The organism is Limosilactobacillus sp. WILCCON 0051, from assembly GCF_039955095.1.
GTDB classification, from domain to species: Bacteria; Bacillota; Bacilli; order Lactobacillales; family Lactobacillaceae; genus Limosilactobacillus; species Limosilactobacillus allomucosae.
In genome coordinates this window covers 855458-869827 of sequence record NZ_CP154878.1, presented here as the reverse complement: position 1 = coordinate 869827, position 14370 = coordinate 855458, and the positions used below count along the sequence as shown (strand labels likewise).

The 14370-nt window shown below is 48.3% G+C and carries 14 protein-coding genes; 4 read left to right on the top strand and 10 right to left on the bottom strand.

Going from position 1 to position 14370, the window contains the following annotated elements; translation table 11 throughout:
* Positions 1-87 precede the first annotated feature (87 nt).
* Positions 88-732, top strand: coding sequence for a site-specific integrase (locus ABC765_RS04180; protein WP_033935613.1), 645 nt, complete (start codon positions 88-90; stop codon positions 730-732).
* Between the two features lie 352 nt (positions 733-1084).
* Here the strand turns inward: ABC765_RS04180 and ABC765_RS04175 are convergent, their stop codons facing one another.
* The 4 genes from ABC765_RS04175 to hisS form a co-directional block, all read right to left on the bottom strand.
* Entirely contained in the window at positions 1085-1981 is an 897-nt protein-coding gene (locus ABC765_RS04175; protein WP_347953351.1) for an IS3 family transposase, read from the bottom strand.
* Positions 1981-2538, bottom strand: a complete 558-nt coding sequence (locus ABC765_RS04170) for a transposase (RefSeq protein ID WP_347980000.1) — start codon at positions 2536-2538, stop codon at positions 1981-1983. Before ABC765_RS04170 ends, ABC765_RS04175 begins: the two co-directional genes overlap by 1 nt.
* A 594-nt stretch (positions 2539-3132) precedes the next feature.
* Entirely contained in the window at positions 3133-4911 is a 1779-nt protein-coding gene (gene aspS / locus ABC765_RS04165; protein ID WP_270630875.1) for an aspartate--tRNA ligase, read from the bottom strand.
* Between the two features lie 6 nt (positions 4912-4917).
* On the bottom strand, positions 4918-6210 hold the full coding sequence (gene hisS / locus ABC765_RS04160; RefSeq protein WP_347980790.1) for a histidine--tRNA ligase: 1293 nt from the start codon (positions 6208-6210) through the stop codon (positions 4918-4920).
* A gap of 408 nt (positions 6211-6618) precedes the next feature.
* On the opposite strand from hisS, the gene ABC765_RS04155 reads away from it, so the two are divergent.
* Positions 6619-7425, top strand: a complete 807-nt coding sequence (locus ABC765_RS04155; protein ID WP_376751410.1) for an N-acetylmuramoyl-L-alanine amidase — start codon at positions 6619-6621, stop codon at positions 7423-7425.
* A gap of 20 nt (positions 7426-7445) precedes the next feature.
* A complete protein-coding gene (locus ABC765_RS04150) occupies positions 7446-8297 on the top strand; it encodes a fructosamine kinase family protein (protein WP_347980789.1) in 852 nt (283 codons plus the stop codon).
* Positions 8298-8510: 213 nt separating this feature from the next.
* Here the strand turns inward: ABC765_RS04150 and dtd are convergent, their stop codons facing one another.
* From dtd to ABC765_RS04120, 6 genes are all read right to left on the bottom strand, one after another.
* Positions 8511-8948, bottom strand: coding sequence for a D-aminoacyl-tRNA deacylase (dtd, locus tag ABC765_RS04145; protein ID WP_347980788.1), 438 nt, complete (start codon positions 8946-8948; stop codon positions 8511-8513).
* Between the two features lie 11 nt (positions 8949-8959).
* Entirely contained in the window at positions 8960-11194 is a 2235-nt protein-coding gene (locus ABC765_RS04140; RefSeq protein ID WP_347953072.1) for a bifunctional (p)ppGpp synthetase/guanosine-3',5'-bis(diphosphate) 3'-pyrophosphohydrolase, read from the bottom strand.
* Positions 11178-11567, bottom strand: a complete 390-nt coding sequence (locus ABC765_RS04135) for a hypothetical protein (RefSeq protein WP_347980787.1) — start codon at positions 11565-11567, stop codon at positions 11178-11180. Before ABC765_RS04135 ends, ABC765_RS04140 begins: the two co-directional genes overlap by 17 nt.
* Before the next feature lie 64 nt (positions 11568-11631).
* Positions 11632-12378 (bottom strand): 16S rRNA (uracil(1498)-N(3))-methyltransferase, encoded by a 747-nt coding sequence (locus tag ABC765_RS04130; RefSeq protein WP_347963462.1) that lies wholly within the window; start codon positions 12376-12378, stop codon positions 11632-11634.
* A gap of 9 nt (positions 12379-12387) precedes the next feature.
* Entirely contained in the window at positions 12388-13347 is a 960-nt protein-coding gene (prmA, locus tag ABC765_RS04125; RefSeq protein WP_347953069.1) for a 50S ribosomal protein L11 methyltransferase, read from the bottom strand.
* Between the two features lie 62 nt (positions 13348-13409).
* Positions 13410-13715, bottom strand: a complete 306-nt coding sequence (locus tag ABC765_RS04120; protein WP_006499807.1) for a hypothetical protein — start codon at positions 13713-13715, stop codon at positions 13410-13412.
* A 446-nt stretch (positions 13716-14161) separates the two neighbouring features.
* On the opposite strand from ABC765_RS04120, the gene ABC765_RS04115 reads away from it, so the two are divergent.
* On the top strand, positions 14162-14341 hold the full coding sequence (locus tag ABC765_RS04115; RefSeq protein WP_034540933.1) for a hypothetical protein: 180 nt from the start codon (positions 14162-14164) through the stop codon (positions 14339-14341).
* Positions 14342-14370: the final 29 nt, after the last annotated feature.

The window sequence follows — 14370 nt, the reverse complement described above, 5'->3', positions numbered from 1 at the left end:
TTCTTTAATAAGCGAGTCTCTTTATTTTAGCGTATTTTATCGCTACAATAAAATTATTGACTCGTTCGCTGTTAAGGAGGAATTTCTATGGCGAAAAAACGCATCTACGTTCCCAAAAACAAGACCAATGGCGAAAAAAAAGGCGACCGTAAGATCTGGGTGGAAAACGTCAAATTTTTAACGACCGCCGAGTATCATGAACTGCAAGAAGCCATTCGCCAATATTCACGTCCCGAATTGGTCAACCGCAATCTGCTTTTGATCTCGATTGCGTTAAACAACGGACTGCGCGCCTCTGATGTCGTGACGCTGCGGGTTGGCCACGTTAAAAACAAGACCCAAACGCGGATCATCGAGCAAAAAACCGGTAAGGCCAAGACGCTTTACTGGAACAACTGTCTGGCTGAGATCATCAACTACTTAAACGAGCTGGACTTCAAAGACGATAATGATTGGCTGTTTCCCGGCCGCCAAGACGGTCACTTCTCCGTGCATGGCTTTTATCAAATGCTGCAGCGAATCGCGCGTAAAACCGGTAACGAAAAACTGGTGGCCAAACTGGGGACGCACTCGTTTCGTAAGACGTTTGGCCGTCAACTGTATAAAGATGGCGTCAATATCGAAATCATCTCGCAGCTGTTCAACCACTCTTCTGAACGCAATACCCGCCATTATCTTGGAATCGAGCAAGAGGATCTGGACAAGGTCGTCCGCAACTTCAAGCTTGAATAGCCACAGCCGGAGCCAAGATCTGCCATTGCAGGGCGCGCACAGGCTTCATGATTTTATATCTGCTGCTGACTGGATCTTGTCGATTATTGCATCGCAGCCAACTTTAGGCGGGTCTGATTAACGCTGATCGTTTTAAGGCCAGCTCATCATGATTTCAGATTCTTGGCGCGGTTCTGTCAAAGCGCTTTTGGCTGTACTTTGCTGGCTGAAGATTCCTGACTTAGTGAAGAAAATCCAGTTTTGAACGATTGACGGCTCTGAATTTACCTACTTTGCGCCGGTTTTTAGTCAAAAGTAGGTATTGCATATTGAATCATGAAGTGCAAGAGAAAATCCGGACAAACTTTTAAAATTAAGCGGCCAACTGTTGATTGCGATATTCAACTGGACTCAGACCGTCTGTTTTTAAAGAGATACGAATATTGTTGAAGAACATAATATAGCCGTTTACCAGGCGCTTGAATTCCTCGATGTCACGAACAAGGGGACGGCCATTGAGCAGTTCAGTCTTTAGAAGATGGAAGAAGCTTTCTACTGGCGCGTTATCGAGGCAGTTAGCCTTCCGCGACATGCTTTGGGTAAAGTGATGATCGGCTAGTTTTTGGGTATAGTAAGGCAGCTGGTAATGCCACCCTTGGTCAGAATGAATGATCGGCCGGGCATTATCAGGCAGGTTTTGCAATAATTCATCAAGCGTATCAGTGATTAGTTTACGATTTGGATGGTCGCTGATCTGACAGGCCAGTACTTCTTTGGTGCCCTCATCAACCATTACTGAAATATAAACTTTTTGTTGATTAGCCAGTTGGGTCTGCGTGATATCGGTGTGAATGACTTTATAAGGCTGGGTTTCATCAAACTTTTGCTTAAGCAGGTTCTTGGCGGTTTTTCCAACGGTTCCGCGATATGAGGAATACTTGCCGTTGCGATTCTGATTATAGATTGCGACTTGAACCTTCAACTGAGCCATTAGTTTACGGATGGTTTCGCCAGCTAAATGAGCGTTACGCTGATCCAGTTTCTTCTGAATGCGCCGATAGCCAGCGGTATAGCGATCGCGGACAACGTAGCTTTGGGCGATTTCCATTATTAGTTTTTTGACGTTGACGTATTTATCATATGGATTTTTCATACGTTCGCATTCATCGTAATAAGATGAGCGCTTCAGATCGATTCGTGCTAACAGATCGCCAATCTTATAACGCCGCTCTTTGGGAAGTGTTTTTTGATATGCTCTGATCTCGGTCACTATTTTCGTTTTGGCTTTGACGCTGAGGCCTTGACCAGAGCTTGGACTTTTTTTGCGATGTCACGATCCATTCTGGCGTAGTAGAGCTCCTTCTTGGTTTTATCAAGTTCGGCTCTTAAGCGGGCGATTTCAGCCGCCATTTCATGCTTATTACGATCTTCCTTCGTCAGTTGTTGTGTTTCTTTTTGCTTATGCTCCATGGTTTTCGCTGCCTTCTCTTTCTGAGATGCCAAGGCTTCGTTGCCGTATCTTTGAGCCGTGTTTTTCCAGGAGCTGACCTGAGTAGGACGTACATCAAATCTTGCGGCAACTTGTTCCAAGGTTTCCTCATGAGTTTGATAGTAGTCTACCACATCTTCTTTGAACTTCTGACTGAATTTTCGTTTGTTGGGTTGGGTAATGATCTTTCCTCGAAGCCGATAGTTGCGGATCCACTCGCCAACCCGACGAGGATCAATGTCATATTGCCTGCTTAATTCGCTAATACTGATATCATTTTTGCGTTCAAGGTATTCATGAACGATTTTGCTTTTTAACTCTGGACTGTATATATTCATAAAATATCACCTGCAATTACTAAACTCTTTGTCCGGTAATTGTAGTCCACTTCATCAGCATAACTTTACCTACTTTTGATGGCTTTTCTCTAAATAGTAGGTAAAGATGTATATTTTATGGCTGATTGGGCTAAACCAACTTTGTGAACTACCTACTATTAAGGAATTTTTGATCAATCGTAGGTAATGTTAGGGATCCCTAACTCAATATACATTAATTTTTACCTACTTATACATCGATTTTGGCGAAAAGTAGGTAATGAGCTTTTCGTCATATGTTTTATGCAGATATTTTTGCATAATGGCATCATTCAGATCTTGTGATTACCAGCCAGGATCGCATCAATGGCTGCCAGTCTGGCCGATCAATATAATTGCTGCAAGAAGAGTCGATAACGCTGCCAAGTCAAAAGCATTTCTTGGGCGTTAAATATGACCGTTGATATCAGCTGCAATCGTTGATAACAAGCATTTTAATAATGTTTTCATGGGCCGTAATGCAACAAGCCTTTTGATCATTGTCAAATCATCAAGACCTACCTTAATCAAAAAGGATCCGCTAAGCCAGCGGATCCTTTTTTACAGCCTATTCAGTTAGTCTTCTTTGTCTTCGTCTTCAGCAGGAACTTCCAAACGCAGCTCTTCCAACTGTTGTTCACTGACGCGAGCCGGTGCCGCCGTCAATGGTTCAACGGCCTTTGAGTTCTTAGGGAAGGCAATCACATCGCGAATGCTGTCAGCCTGCGACAGGAACATTACCCAGCGATCCAGCCCAATTGCCAGACCACCCTCTGGAGGCATTCCCAGTTCCAAAGCCTTGATCAAAAAGCCGAAGCGTGCTTGAGCCTTTTCCTTGCTGTAGCCCAGTGCCTTAAAGACCTTTTCTTGAATTTCAGGGTCATGAATACGGATAGAACCCCCACCGATTTCCTGACCGTTCAAAACGATGTCATAGCTTTGCGCGTGCGCCTGATGTGGGTCTTCGCCATCTTCCAGATAGTGCAGGTCCTCAGGGTTAAGCATCGTGAATGGGTGGTGAGCAGCAATCCACTTGCCAAAGCCTTCATCATATTCAAACATTGGCCAGTTAACGATCCAGACATAGTTCCATTGGTTGGGATCAGTTAAGCCGAGCTCTTGAGCAAAGTGGTTGCGCAGGTATCCCAATGAGTCGCAGACAACGTGGAACGAACCGGCAACGATTAAGATCAAGTCGCCTTCCTTGGCCCCAAGTTCAGCATTCAATTCAGCAGCCTGATCGTTTAAGAACTTGGCAACCGGACCGTTGTAGCCATCCGCGCCTACCTTGACCCAGGCCAGCCCCTTGGCATTGTAGCGCTTGATGTAGTCTTCCTGCTTGCTGATGTCTTTACGGGAGTATTTGTCGGCTCCACCAGGTACGACAATGGCCCGGACATAGTTGCCAGCCGCCACCGTACTGCTGAATACCTTAAACGAGCTGTCCTTTACCAGATCACTGATATCATGAATCAGCATTTCAAAACGCGTATCCGGCTTGTCGGTACCATACTTGTCCATTGCCTCTTGCCATTCCATGCGTGGGAAAGGCGTCTTAACGTCAATGTCCAAGACTTCTTTCATGACGTCTTTGATCAGGCCTTCTGTCATCGCTTGAATGTCTTCTGGCGTAGCAAAGCTCATTTCAGTATCGATCTGCGTAAATTCTGGCTGCCGATCGCCCCGCAAATCCTCATCACGGAAGCATTTGGCAATCTGGTAGTACTTGTCGACCCCGGCTGCCATCAACAGCTGCTTAAACAACTGTGGCGATTGCGGCAAAGCATAGAAGCTGCCTGGGTAGACCCGTGAAGGCACGATGTAGTCACGCGCCCCTTCTGGAGTAGAGCGCGTCAGTTCTGGCGTCTCAACGTCTAAGAAGCCGTTCTTTTCAAAGTAGCGGTGAACGACATGAGTAACCTTGCTCCGCAGCATCAAGCGCTTCATCATCTCAGGACGGCGCAGATCAAGGTAGCGATATTTCAAGCGCAGTTCTTCAGAAGCATCAACGTCATCCACGATTTCAAACGGCATTGGCTTGGACTTGGCCAAAATGCTGGCTTCTTTAACTTCAATCTCGATCTTGCCCGTCTTCATGTCAGGGTTGACTTCCTTACGAGCCCGCACCAGACCATGCGCTTCAATGACGTATTGGTTCCGCACCTGGTTGGCGATTTCAAATGCCGCCGGATCAATTTTTTCATCAAAAACCAGCTGCACGATGCCAGAGCGATCCCACAAGTCGATAAAGATCAGGCCACCCAGATTGCGTCGTTTGGCAACCCAGCCTTTAACGACTACTTCTTGGCCAATCTGCTGTTCGCTGGTCTCACCAGCATAATTGGTACGCTTCATTTTTTATTACCCCTTTGTCTGTTCTTGATAAACGGCTTTAAAATCGGCAAAAACGCGGTCCAGCGGCAAAGTAGTCTCTTCACCGGTGGCCATTACCTTAAAGTGAACCGTGCCGCTTTCCAGTTCTTTTTGGCCAATCGTCAAAACGACTTTGGCATTTTCCTTGGCAGCCGTCTTAAACTGCACTTTCGGCTTACGGTTCAAGTAGTCACGTTCGGCAACAAAGCCGGCATCCCGCGCTGCTTCAACCAGTTTAAAGCTGGCAGTATTGGTTGCCTCGCCAATGCCCACGACATAAACGTCTAAGTCAGGATCCGCTTTTTTAAGCAGTCCTTCTTCGTTAAGCAAAAGCATCAGCCGTTCTAAGCCAATCCCAAAGCCAACCCCTGGCGTATCCGGACCGCCAAGCTCTTCAACCAGTCCACTGTAGCGGCCCCCGCCACAGATCGTTGTGTAGCCTTGACCAAGCGACTTTGCCTGAACCATGACCTCAAAGATCGTGTGGTTGTAGTAATCCAGTCCCCGCACCATGGTTGGGTCAACCGTGTAGTCAATGTCCAGCTCATCCAGCATTTCCTTAACCAGATCAAAGTGCTTTTGGGCATCATCAGTCAAATAGTCCAGAATCGATGGCGCATCGTCAACAAACTGCTTGTCGCGCGGATCCTTGCTGTCTAAGACCCGCAATGGATTCTTTTCCAGACGTTCTTGCGAGTCCTCGCTCAGTTCATCATAGTGCGGCTTTAAGTAGTCGATCAGTGCTTGACGGTAGGTATCGCGCGTTTCTTGATCGCCAAGCGTGTTGATGGCTACGCGCAGACCCGTTAACCCCAGCTGCTTGAACAGGCGCAGCGCCATGGTCATAACTTCAACGTCAACGGCTGGATTGTCGCTGCCGAATGCTTCAACCCCGATCTGATGGAACTCACGCTGCCGACCAGACTGCGGCCGCTCGTAGCGAAACATCGGTCCCATGTAGTAGACCTTGTAAGGCTTGTTGTATTCAGGACCATACAGCTTGTTTTCAACATAGGCCCGGACCACGCCGGCCGTACCTTCTGGGCGCAGCGCCACGTGACGATCGCCCTTGTCTTTAAAGTCATACATTTCTTTGGTAACGACATCAGAAGTCTCACCAGCCGAGCGGGCAAAAATATTGTAGTTTTCAAAAATTGGCGTGCGAATTCCGCGGTAGCCATAGCGCGCAAAGATTTCACGAGCCAGCTTCTCAACGGCTTCCCACTGAGCGGATTCGCCCGGCAAGATATCAGCCGTGCCTTTTGGGCGTTGATAGCGCATTGTATCTCTCCTCCATTGATCAATCAGTCGATTTAAAAAAGCACCCCTGCTGCTGCAAGGGTGCTTGAATGCACGGTACCACCTTGGGTTTACTCTTGGGTAACGTAGCTTCGACGGGGTCATGACCCTGCCTCCAAAGCGTCACTCGGTAGCCAATCGACAGGGCTTGCACCAATTCCCCGCTCGCTGAAAGCTATGGCAGACCGAACATTCTTTTTCATCGGCATCTCTAAATTTAATTACTTACTTAGCCTACTAGGCTTGAGCTGTTTAGTCAATAGGCCAGCCATGAATTAGTCTTGATTTTCCAATTGATGCTTTCTAAACTTATCTTATATGATTCATGATAAAGGAGTAAAAATCTTGAAGTTTCATCGTCCTGCCAAAGCTGTCCTGGTTGCGATCAGCATGGCATTAATTGCAATTGTCATGGTGGTCGCGCTGACGTTTTCGCGGACGACCACCATTGAAACCAGTGGGCTCAACGTCCGTACCGGTCCCGGACTGGACTATGCCACGATCGGTACCGTTAAGAAAGGCCAGCGCGTGACGATTCTCAAAACGCGCAACTCATGGTACAAGATTCGGCTAAGCGATCAGCGTTTTGGCTGGGTCGCCAGCTGGCTGGTTCATCCCAAAAACAATCTCAAGCACGTGTCAAACCTTTCCGAAGCTACGATCGTAATTGACCCTGGCCATGGTGGTTCTGACTCTGGTGCTGAATACAAAGACAGTACCAGCAAGCGCTACATGGAAAAGACCTATACGCTGCAGCTGGCTAATCGTGTCGCTCAGGAACTGCGGCTGCGGGGTGCGCACGTCATTATGACGCGTGACTCAGACCGTTACGTTGGACTCAAACCGCGACCAGCACTTGCCGAAAGCATGCATGCCGATGCCTTTATCAGTTTCCATTTCGATTCTTCGCCGGCCCGCAACGAAGCCTCGGGATTTACGACCTATTATTACCATAAGGGTGCATCCAAAAAGCTGGCCAAGGCACTGAACAAGCAGATGAACAACCTGCCATTGACCAATCGCGGCATTGAGTTTGGCGACTTTCTGGTCATTCGCGATAATACCCGTCCAGCCGTGCTTTGCGAAATGGGCTACATCAATTCAACCAAAGACTTTAATCAGATCAAAAATGCCAGCTATCAGCAAAAGATCGCCCGCGATATTGCCAAGGGATTAAATAACTACTTTAAAAATTAAACAGAAAGGATGTTGGTTTTATGTCTGCATATCAGCTTAATCAAAAATGGCTCAGCCAATTGCCGTTTCGCCAGATTGAGGATTGGCGGCCAGTTGCCGGTGGTGACATCAATGCCGCCTACCAGATCAAGGCCGATCAAAGAACCTATTTTTTAAAGGTCCAGCCGCATCAATCGGCCAGCTATTTTGATCATGAAAAACGCGGTCTGGAAGAAATCGGCGCACTCGTTAAAACCCCGGCGCCGCTTGCTCAAGGACAGATTCAAGGCGATGCCTACCTGGTGCTTGAATGGCTGGAAAGCGGCAGCGGCTCGCAGGCTGATCTAGGGCGGGCAGTTGCCAGAATGCACGCCCAGCATGCCAAGCAGTTCGGCTTTTATGAAAATCATACTACCAGAGCACTGGTCAAAAACAACGCGTGGAATGACAGCTGGCGCGACTTTTATCTCAAACAGCGGCTGGATCCAGAAATTGCCGTCGCCAAAGAAAACGGGCGCTGGAATGACTGGCGCGAGACTCACTATCAAAAGATGCGCCAAGCCTTCAGTGACTATTATGATCAGCACCAGGTCATCCCCAGTCTTTTGCATGGTGATCTCTGGGCAGGCAACTATATGTTTGATGATACTGGTCAGCCAGTCTTGATCGATCCGGATGCCGTCTATGGTGATCGTGAGTTTGATCTGGCTATGACCACGATTTTTGGCGGCTTTGAGCCTGCGTTCTACCAAGCCTACCAGCAGGAATATCCATTGGCAAAAGGCGTCAATGAGCGGCTGCCATGGTATCAGTTCTACTATCTGTGCATGCATCTGATCTTGTTTGGCGAAACGTACGGCCCAGCAGTTGATGGCATTTTGGAACGCTACTGATAAATTGATCAATGCGTAGATCTTCTAGTCCCAATCGATTCAAGTATGATTTGCAAAGCGATGCTGTTTTTAACTGGCCGCTTTGATTGTTTTTAACGTTAAGCTGACGGTAACTGCTGATTGCCAGGATATCGGCGCCAGTACCTTGCCGATTGCCGACCAGCTGTTAAAAAAAGCGGGTAACGGGTCTGACCGCTGCTCGCTTTTTAAAAACTATTTTTCATAAAGAATCGTAACCGGACCGTCGTTTTCCAGCTCAACTTTCATATCGGCGCCAAAACGACCGGTTTCAACGTGCACGCCGGCCTGCCGCAGCTTTTCGTTGAAACGATCGTACAACGGCGCGGCAACTTCCGGCTTGGTAGCTTTTGAGAAGCCAGGCCGATTGCCATGTTTGACGTCAGCATACAGAGTAAACTGTGATATCGACAAAATCGCGCCATCGACATCTCCCAGCGCCTGATTCATCTTGCCGTTCTCATCTTCAAAAACGCGCAGGTTGACGATCTTGTGCACCATCCAGTCCAGCTGCTCATCAGTATCTTCTGGTGCCATTCCCACCAGCAGCAGATAGCCTTTTTGAATCTTGCCGACCGTTTCGCCATCGATTCTGACGGCAGCATGATTGACTCGTTGCAATACGACACGCATTTGATCACCTCTTACCGAATTACGCGTTTGACGACATAGACATCCGGAATGTTTTTCAGGCTGTCCAAGATCAGCTGCAGATGCTGACTGTTGCGCACGCCAATCGTAGCAGAGATCGTGGCCATCTTGTTGTGGTCGACCTTGCCATTGACCGACGTTAAAAAGCGCGTGTTGTTGTTGATTGAGCGCAGCACGTCATTCAACAGGCCATTGCGATTGTAGCCCTCAACTTCAATGTCGGCATTGTAGTTGGTCTTATCGCCGGCTGGATTGGCCCAAAAGACCGAGACCAGCCGCTCGCCATTCTTTTCGGCAGCCTTGACGTTGGGACAGTCGGCACGGTGAACGGAAACCCCGCGGCCCTTGGTAATGTAGCCAACGATCTCATCGCCGGGCACGGGACTGCAGCAATGACTGAGCCGCGTCAAGAGATTGTCAACGCCTTCAACGACCACGCCTTCTGAGCTTTTGGCAAACTTGCGCGGATTGTTGGCATTCTTGTTTTCAAAAGTCTGGTGGTCTTCCAAAACGGCTTTTTGCGCGGCCCGCTGCTTGTCATCAGCCTCTTTTTTACGAATATCGGCCGTAAAGCGATTGCGCACCCCAATTGGCGGCACGTCGCCAAACCCAACCGCGGCAAACATGTCATCAGCCGTCTTGTAGTGCATCTGATCGGCAATCTGATTATTCTTTTCCGTAGTCATCAGCTCATTAGGATCATAGCCAGCCTCACGCAACTGACTGGCAATAATCTGACGGCCGCTTTCCACGTTCTTGTCGTGATCATGGGCTCTGAAGAACTGACGAATCTTATTGCGGGCTCGCCGCGTAAACACCAGATCCAGCCAGTCGCGACTTGGCCCTGCCGAACTGGATGAGGTTAAAATGTCGACGATATCGCCGTTTTTGATTTCATAATTCAATGGTACAATGCGGCCATTGACCTTGGCGCCAGTCGTATGATTGCCGACTTCCGTATGAATCTGATAGGCCATATCCAGCGGCCCCGCGCCCTTTGGCATTTCAATAACATCGCCTTTGGGAGTAAACGCGTAGACCTTGTCGGCAAAAACGTCGCTTTGAATACCCTGTAAAAACTCATCGGTTCCCTGCGATTCGCTCTGCAGCTCGAGAATTTCCTTGACCACGTTGAGTTTTTTAGAGTCCTGCGTCTGCTTGATGCCATTGGTCTTGCCTTCTTTATAGGCCCAGTGTGCGGCAACCCCGTATTCGGCAACCTCATGCATATCGTGAGTTCGAATCTGAATCTCCAGCAGCCGGCCTTCTGGACCAATTACCGTGGTGTGCAGCGACTGATAGCCGTTTGCTTTCGGCATGGCAATATAGTCCTTAAAACGACCCGGCATTGGCTTCCAGTTGGTATGAACCGCGCCCAAAACAGCATAGCAGTCCTTGATTGAGTCAACCACGACCCGAATCGCCAGCAGGTCATAAATCTGCTCGAACTGCTTATGCTGCGTGACCATCTTGCGGTAGACCGAGTAGATGTGCTTCGGGCGGCCATAGATCTCGACGTTAGGGCCTAATTCCAGATCACTGATGGCTTTTTTAACGTCGACAATCGCCCGGTTGATGTATTCAACCCGCTGATCCCGCCGCGAATTCATCAGATGCACGATGCGGTAGTACTGCTGCGGATTGAGATAGCGCAGCGACAGATCCTCAAGCTCCCATTTGATAGTGCTGATCCCCAGTCGGTCGGCAATCGGCGCGTAGATTTCCAGAGTCTCATTGGCAATCCGCCGCTGCTTGTCGGGACGCAGATGCTGCAGCGTGCGCATATTGTGCAGGCGGTCAGCCAGTTTAACGATCATCACGCGGATATCCTTGCTCATTGCCAGCAAAAGCTTCCGGTGCGTTTCGGCCATCTGTTCTTTGTTGGATTTGTAATGAATCTTAGAGATCTTGGTGTCGCCATCCACGATCATGGCAATCGTCGGTCCGAAAAGCTCCCGAATATCATCCAAAGTGGCCCCGGTATCTTCAACGATATCATGCATATAGCCCGCGCAGACCGTTTCTGGATCCATATGCAGATTGGCCAGGATGCCGGCAACTTGAATCGGATGGATGATATAGGCCTCGCCCGACTTGCGATGCTGGTCAGCGTGCGCAACCGCAGCAAAATGGTAGGCGCGCTCAACCATTTCAACATGTTCTTCATTCATGTATGAAGAAACGATCTTTTTAACGTCTTCATGCGTTAGTTCATTGTTTTTTGACATCCTGCATCAACTTGCTTTCTTTAGATTGATTTTTGACGGCATCTTGAGTCATGGCCTTAGCCAGGTATTCGATGCCTAAATAGACCAGTGCGAAATAGTAAGTGTAGCGTGATACTTGAAAAAGCCGGACACCGATCAGATAACTGATTGGAAAGACCAGCAGCTGCCAGGAGCGGTCCTGCTGCTTGGCAACTCTTCTACCAGCCCAGATAACGTAGCAGAAATTAACCAACAGCAAAAGCCAAATAATGATCTGAACGCGCGATACCACGTGCTGCTTTAAAAACAGCGGGTTGATCACCAATGACAGCACCAGATCGCTGATTAAAAGCCGGCGATCGGTCGTCCGCCAAAATTGCTGCAACTTCTCCATTAAAATCTCCTCACTCATGCCAAATTGATTGACATTTATTGTAACACAATGCTTGGCAACGCGCTTAACGAGCCAGTTCCAACTGATAGGAAACCGCAGCCAGCAGATACAGCGGGGCCGTTTCCGTGCGCAGAATCCGTGGCCCCAAGCCAGCCGGCACGACGCCCTGCTCCTTCATCTGGTCAACTTCGGCCGCGCTGAGTCCGCCTTCTGGACCAAAGACTGCTAACAGCTTTTGGCCTGGCTGCAGCTGCTTGAGCGTTTTGGCCAGATTAGCCTCTTCACCCTGCTTGGCTGATTCTTCCCAAGCCACGATCTTAAAGTCGGCCGCTTCGTTTTTTAAGACGTCACTGAGCTTGCCGCCATAAACGACTTCCGGCTGACGATTGCGATGCGACTGCTCGGCCGCGGCATTAGCGATTTTTTGCAGCCGCTCGATTTTTTTGGCCTGTTTTTGCGGATTCCATCGGCTGATAGAACGCTGCGCCGCAAAAAAGACAATGCGGCTGGCTCCCATTTCAGTAGCCTTTTGCACGATCAGTTCCGGCTTTTCCTTGGTCTTGGGCAGCCCGCAAGCCAAAATTACTTCCACCGGCAATTCGGCATCAGTACCCAGCTCGCTTTGCAGCTCAATGGTGACTGGATTCAGACTGATCAGCCGGGCCAGGTAGACTTTTTGATCATTAAGCGCAACTTCCAGCTCATCATTCAGCTCCGCGCGCAAAACGTCAATCAAATGATGGGCAATGTCTTTTGGTAAGACAAGCCTTTGATCATCAGGCACCGGTTCATTTATAAAATAGCGTTGCATATGGGCCTCCTATTGCTCTGCCGGCGTTGGCTTATGGGCGATAATGCCATACCAGTCCTTAATGCGCATCGTCTCATCGATCTTAAAGCCGCCATCACGCAAGCCTTGAGCCACTTCATCAAATTTGTCATTGATGATCCCAGAAGTCAGGAAATGACCGCCTGGCTTGAGATTTTCGTAAGCCTGTGGGATCAGCGGCAAAATAATCTCAGCCAGAATATTGGCAACGATCAGGTCAGCATCTTGATCATGAATGCCATCCAAAAGACTGTTTACGCCAATCTCAACGTCTTTAGCAGCCGGATTGAGCGCCAGATTCTTTTTAGCAGAGCGGACAGCCACCTCATCAATGTCATAGGCTTTAATCTTACCAACGCCCAGTAGTTTAGCAGCGATACTGAGCACGCCTGATCCGGTACCAACGTCCAGCATGCTTTCACCACCGCGCACCGTAAGCTCCAGGGCCTGCATCATCAATTGCGTAGTTGGATGCGTTCCCGTGCCAAATGCCATGCCGGGATCTAAAATCAAAAGTTTTTCATCCGGGCTTGGCTGATAGTCCTCCCATTCTGGCACAACCGTCAAAGTCCGCGTGACTCTTACTGGGTGATAGTATTTTTCCCAAGCAGTTTTCCAGTCCTGGTTTTCGATTGCTTCGCTTTTAACCGTGGCAGGCATTGGATTCAAACCAAATTCCTGCAGTTTTAAAACCCGCTGCTTAATGCCGGGCAAAAGCTCTGGAACAAAGACACTGCTGGGATAGTATCCCGTAACCGCGGCTCCCGTTTGGCGATGGGGAATCGAGCTGGGATCAATAATCTCATCTCCATAGCGGCCCGGCTTCAGGTTAGCAAAATCCGCGGCATCCTCAATCTGAATTCCCGCCGCGCCGGTATCAGTCAAAATATAGCTGACCGCGTCAACTGCCTCCGTACTGGTTTCGACGGTTACTGCCGTCCAATCATTCATCTTTTTTCCTCCTTTTTATGGCAAAAAAGCGCCCCTAAAAGGCAAGGACGCTTCAGTTGTGCTTATTGATTTTGCGGATCGTCATGCTTGACTGCCTGCTTGGCAATCTTTTTCTGCTCTTCTTTTTCCATGTGCTGCTGCAGATACAAGATCAGATCCGTTTCCGTCTTAAAGATTCGCGGATGATGCTGATGATGCAGCCGAACATCAATCTCATTGATCTTTAAGCGCCCCGTCCATGTATGGGAGTAGCGAACGATCACTCGGTTATTGAGCTTGTGCCGCCCAAAACGGAAAATATAAACGTGTTCCGGTGTCATCATCGGTCGAATATATTCACGTTTGTAATCCAGATCATTGTCGCGCATGAATTTTTTAGTTCGATTTAAGATGGCAATCCCTCCCCTACAATAGATTGGAAACATTTTCCTTAGTTAGTACTAACCATTTTAGCATATCTGACTTAAAATTGAACGCTTCAAGCCTGACAAATTCAAACAATTAAAGTAAAAGTTTATCACAAGTTTGAAAATAATGACAGAACATTTTTTAGATTTTTAAATGATCGAAATCTCGGAAATTCTCAAGCAGCGTCATGAATAGTTTTCGTTTCGAAATTCCTTTGTTGATCTGGTTTGCACGGGGTGGATCATCAAATCTGCGTTTCCAGCAGCCGCTGCTTGTCAACTGCTATCACCCTATCTTATTCATCAGATTAGATTAAGAAAGCATAAATACCAAGCCTTTTTGGTGCTTTTGCCGCCGCTGAGATGGTAAAATCAGTCATCATCAATTATTAATGGAGGAAAACACGATGGAACTGCTGTTAACGCTGGTCGGTCTGTGGCTGCTTTGGAAACTGTTCAAGCTTTCATTGCATCTGCTGTTTTGGATCGCCATCATTGCCGTCGCCGCTTTCTTTGTCAAAACGCTGATTCTGCCAGCTATTTTGCTGATCGGCGGCATTATCGGCTGGGGCGTTTTACGCGGCTAACGCAATTTTAGCTGAAATCAGTCATAAAA

Coding starts and splice junctions, on each gene's coding strand:
- ABC765_RS04180 (WP_033935613.1), top strand. CDS start 88: ATGGCGAAAAAACGCATCTACGTTCCCAAAAACAAGACCAATGGCGAA.
- ABC765_RS04170 (WP_347980000.1), bottom strand. CDS start 2,538: ATGAATATATACAGTCCAGAGTTAAAAAGCAAAATCGTTCATGAATAC.
- aspS (WP_270630875.1), bottom strand. CDS start 4,911: ATGAAGCGTACCAATTATGCTGGTGAGACCAGCGAACAGCAGATTGGC.
- hisS (WP_347980790.1), bottom strand. CDS start 6,210: ATGCGCTATCAACGCCCAAAAGGCACGGCTGATATCTTGCCGGGCGAA.
- ABC765_RS04155 (WP_376751410.1), top strand. CDS start 6,619: ATGGCATTAATTGCAATTGTCATGGTGGTCGCGCTGACGTTTTCGCGG.
- ABC765_RS04150 (WP_347980789.1), top strand. CDS start 7,446: ATGTCTGCATATCAGCTTAATCAAAAATGGCTCAGCCAATTGCCGTTT.
- dtd (WP_347980788.1), bottom strand. CDS start 8,948: ATGCGTGTCGTATTGCAACGAGTCAATCATGCTGCCGTCAGAATCGAT.
- ABC765_RS04140 (WP_347953072.1), bottom strand. CDS start 11,194: ATGTCAAAAAACAATGAACTAACGCATGAAGACGTTAAAAAGATCGTT.
- ABC765_RS04135 (WP_347980787.1), bottom strand. CDS start 11,567: ATGGAGAAGTTGCAGCAATTTTGGCGGACGACCGATCGCCGGCTTTTA.
- ABC765_RS04130 (WP_347963462.1), bottom strand. CDS start 12,378: ATGCAACGCTATTTTATAAATGAACCGGTGCCTGATGATCAAAGGCTT.
- prmA (WP_347953069.1), bottom strand. CDS start 13,347: ATGAATGATTGGACGGCAGTAACCGTCGAAACCAGTACGGAGGCAGTT.
- ABC765_RS04120 (WP_006499807.1), bottom strand. CDS start 13,715: ATGCGCGACAATGATCTGGATTACAAACGTGAATATATTCGACCGATG.
- ABC765_RS04115 (WP_034540933.1), top strand. CDS start 14,162: ATGGAACTGCTGTTAACGCTGGTCGGTCTGTGGCTGCTTTGGAAACTG.